This is a genomic window from Paracoccus sp. S4493, from assembly GCF_000967735.1.
Lineage (GTDB): Bacteria > Pseudomonadota > Alphaproteobacteria > Rhodobacterales > Rhodobacteraceae > Paracoccus > Paracoccus marcusii.
Genome location: NZ_JXYF01000135.1, coordinates 1 through 3,633, shown reverse-complemented (window position 1 = coordinate 3,633; position 3,633 = coordinate 1). Strand labels below are relative to the sequence as shown.

Genomic DNA, 3,633 nt, shown 5'->3' with positions numbered 1-3,633 from the left:
AATGGGTCTGGAGCCTAAGCTTTCCGCTGGCCGCCGTCCTGACTTGGTTCGTCTTCAACCGCACCTTGATGGGCCGCGCCATCTTTGCCGTGGGCGGCAAGGCCGATGTCGCCGCCAGGCTGGGTTACAACATCCGCGCGGTCCAAGTCTTCGCCTTTGCATTCGCAGGCAGGCTGGCGGGCATGGCCGGGGTCATCCAGGCCTCAGCCAATCGGATGGCCAATCCGTTCGATTTTGCCGGAACGGAGATCATCGTCATCGCGGCCGTGATCCTGGGCGGGGCGCGCATCACCGGCGGCACTGGGTCAGTCTTGGGCACGGTGATCGGTGTCCTTCTGGTGACGGTCGTAAACAACGTCCTGGTCCTGGTCGGCATTCCCAGCACCTGGCAGCGCGTCGTCGTCGGCGCCTTCATCCTCATGGCCGCCGCGTTCTTCGTCCTGCGCGACCGCAAGGCCACCACCTGATACCCGGAGTAGAGCAATGAAGAAATTTCTCAACAATCCTGAAGACTTCGTCGATGAGATGCTGGAGGGCATCTATCTTGCCCATCCCGAGGTGACGCATGTAGGCAACGACCTGCGCTGTTTTGTGCGCACCAATCCGGTACCCGGCAAGGCCGGGCTGGTGACTGGCGGCGGATCGGGCCACCTGCCGCTGTTTTTGGGATACGTGGGCGAAAACATGCTGGACGGCGCGGGCGTGGGCGGCGTGTTTCAATCGCCGTCATCCGAGCAGGTGCTGGAGGTGACCCGTCATGTCGACCAGGGCGCGGGGGTGCTGTACCTTTACGGTAACTACAGCGGCGATCTGATGAACTTCGACATGGCTGGGGAGCTGGCCGATCTGGAGGGCATCAGGACCATGACCGTGCTGGGCCGCGACGATGTCGCGTCTTCGGTCGTGGGCGAGGAACACAAGCGGCGGGGGGTCGCCGGGATCTTCTTTGCCTACAAGGCTGCCGGGGCCGCCGCCGCGATGAAGCCCTTGGACGAGGTGGCGCGTCTTGCCGAAAAGGCCAGCGCGCGCACCCGGACAATCGGCGTGGCCCTATCGCCCTGCATCGTCCCCGAGGTCGGTCGGCCCAGCTTTCAGATCGGCGCGGACGAGATGGAGATCGGCATGGGCATCCACGGAGAGCCGGGCATCACCCGCAAGACACTGACACCCGCGAACGAGATGGTCGATGAGATGATAGCCCGCATACTCGCCGAACAGAGCTATGAGACGGAAAAGGACGTCGCGGTGCTGATCAACGGGCTGGGGGCGACGCCTCTAGAGGAGCTTTACGTCATCTATCGCCGCACGGCGCAGGTGCTGGATCAGGCTGGTGCGCGGATCAGGCATGTCTTCATCGGCGAGTTCGCCACGTCGATGGAGATGGCGGGTGCGTCCATATCGGTCCTGCAAATGGACGACGAACTGCAGCCGCTGATCGCGATGGGCGCGAACACGCCCTTCTTCAAGCATATCGCCCAGTGAGGGAGGGGACGATGGACAGGCTGACGGCGCATGACATTCCGCAACTTTTCGCACGCCTTTCCAAAGTGTTTGCAGACCAGAAAGAGGCTCTGATAACACTGGACGGACAGGTCGGCGACAGCGATCTTGGCCTCACCATGGCCAAAGGCTTCGCCGCCGCCGACAAAGCGGTGTCCGAACTAGGCGACGCCCCGATCGAAGCACAGCTGAAGGCAGCCGGTGCCGCAATCGCCCGCGCGGCCCCATCGACGATGGGCACCCTGATGGCCACCGGCTTTCTGCGCGGTTCGGCCTCGGCCAAGGATTGCGACGACCTGAGAACTGAACAGATGGCGCTATTCTGGCGGGCGTTTCGCGACGGCGTCGCGCAGCGGGGCCGCGCGCAGGTGGGCGACAAGACGGTCCTGGACGTGCTCGACCCGATCGCCATGAGCGTCGAGGCCGATGCCAAGGCGGGCACCGGTCTGTCGACAGCGCTGGACAACGCGCATGCCGTCGCGGTCGACGCATTGGAGCGGACCAGGGACCTGGTGGCCCAGCACGGCAAGGCGGCGGCGTTTCAGGAAAAGACTCGCGGCATCCAGGATGCCGGCAGCACCGTTGCGGTCATCCTGATCCATACGATGGCGGATTTCGTCAGCCATGGCGCGGCACGGCCCGTCGGAACCTGAATTCAAGACAAGGAGAGCGGCATGAAATACCGGATCATGGGGCGCAGCGGACTGAAGGTCTCGGCCTTGTCCATGGGCACTTTTTCGTTCGGCGGCCGGGGGCCCTTTGCCGCCATCGCCAGCCAGAGCGTGACCGAGGCCGCACGGCTGATCGATTGCTGCACCGATCACGGGGTCAACCTGATCGACACCGCAAACATGTATTCGACAGGCCTATCAGAGGAAATCGTAGGTGAGGTGCTGGCGGACCGCAACCCGGACATCCTGATCTCCTCCAAGGCGCGGATGAGAATCGGGGACGGGCCGAACGACGAGGGCGCCAGCCGCTGGCACTTGATCCGCGAATGCGAGCGGTCGCTGAAGCGGCTGCGTCGCGATCATATCGACATCTACCACATCCACGAATGGGACGGCCAGACCCCGGTCGAGGAGACGATGGAGGCGCTGGACAGCCTGACACGGCAGGGCAAGATCCGCTATGCTGGTTGTTCAAACTATACGGGTTGGCACCTCATGAAGTCGCTGATGGCCAGCGACCGCGGCCATTTCCAGCGCTTCGTCACTCAGCAGATTCATTACACTCTGGAAGCGCGCGAGGCGGAATACGAGCTTCTGCCGCTTTCGGTGGACCAAGGCATCGGCGTCACCGTCTGGAGCCCGCTGGCGGCGGGCCTTCTCAGCGGAAAGCACACGCGGCAGCAGCCTGTGGCACCCGACAGCCGTCAGGACCGCGGATGGTCTGAACCGCCCATCCGGGATCAGGAGCGTCTGTGGCGGATCGTCGATGTCCTGAATGACATCGCCGCCGCATATGACGTCGAGGCCGCGCAGATCGCCCTGGCCTGGACGCTGACGCGACCCGCCGTTGCGTCTCTGGTTGTTGGCGGAACCTCGACCGCGCAGTTCGAGGCGAACTTTCGGGCCCTGGACCTGACTCTATCGCCAGACGACCTGGCACGTCTGAATGCGGTCAGTCGCCCACCACAAATCTATCCGCTTTGGCACCAGTCGCAGTTTGCGTCGCCCAGGTTCGGACCGGCAGACAAATCGGTCGACTTGGAAACTGGAAACCCCTGAGTCGGTACGATATCGCCAGCCAAGTCCAGATCCTATGCTGCAGATTGTTTGATCGTCAAAGCCAGAACATGACGGTTACGGCAAGAGCGATGGCGGAATGGAAGACCTTCGGGCACCCGTCGTAGCGGATGGCAATGCGGCGCCAGTCTCCAGCCTGCCAAACATGATCTCGATCCAACTGCACCTCTTTTAGCAGCGCTTGTCGTGGCGGACGACTGTGACGCGCGATTTCCGACCCGGAATGCAGGGGCGTATAGCCCTGTCTTTCAACGCGTCCCGGGACCAGTCGGCATCGTATCCCTGGAAAAGGTTGCTCATCTCCACTTCCTCCAGTTCGGGAGCTTGAATCACGCAGGCAGGACAGCCTCATTCAGATCAATGGGTCCTGACCCTTCTGTATCTG

General features: G+C 62.8%; 3 protein-coding genes and 2 pseudogenes. 4 read left to right on the top strand and 1 reads right to left on the bottom strand.

Annotated features, from left to right (window positions below):
- The 4 genes and pseudogenes from TW83_RS14905 to TW83_RS14890 form a co-directional block, all read left to right on the top strand.
- Positions 1–467 (top strand): annotated as a pseudogene (locus TW83_RS14905) (ABC transporter permease); the annotation flags it as partial.
- A gap of 16 nt (positions 468–483) precedes the next feature.
- The gene (locus TW83_RS14900) at positions 484–1,482 is read left to right on the top strand and encodes a dihydroxyacetone kinase subunit DhaK (protein WP_045983563.1); all 999 of its coding nucleotides are present in this window, start codon (positions 484–486) and stop codon (positions 1,480–1,482) included.
- An 11-nt stretch (positions 1,483–1,493) separates the two neighbouring features.
- Positions 1,494–2,153, top strand: coding sequence for a dihydroxyacetone kinase subunit L (locus TW83_RS14895; RefSeq protein WP_045983562.1), 660 nt, complete (start codon positions 1,494–1,496; stop codon positions 2,151–2,153).
- 21 nt (positions 2,154–2,174) lie between these two features.
- Positions 2,175–3,230 (top strand): aldo/keto reductase, encoded by a 1,056-nt coding sequence (locus TW83_RS14890; protein ID WP_045983561.1) that lies wholly within the window; start codon positions 2,175–2,177, stop codon positions 3,228–3,230.
- A gap of 55 nt (positions 3,231–3,285) precedes the next feature.
- On the opposite strand, the pseudogene TW83_RS14885 reads toward TW83_RS14890, so the two are convergent.
- A pseudogene (locus tag TW83_RS14885) lies at positions 3,286–3,533 on the bottom strand (transposase); the annotation flags it as partial.
- Between the last annotated feature and the right edge of the window lie 100 nt (positions 3,534–3,633).

What these genes read in the sequence shown, in the direction of transcription:
- TW83_RS14900 (WP_045983563.1), top strand. Translation starts at nt 484, where the DNA reads ATGAAGAAATTTCTCAACAATCCTGAAGACTTCGTCGATGAGATGCTG.
- TW83_RS14895 (WP_045983562.1), top strand. Translation starts at nt 1,494, where the DNA reads ATGGACAGGCTGACGGCGCATGACATTCCGCAACTTTTCGCACGCCTT.
- TW83_RS14890 (WP_045983561.1), top strand. Translation starts at nt 2,175, where the DNA reads ATGAAATACCGGATCATGGGGCGCAGCGGACTGAAGGTCTCGGCCTTG.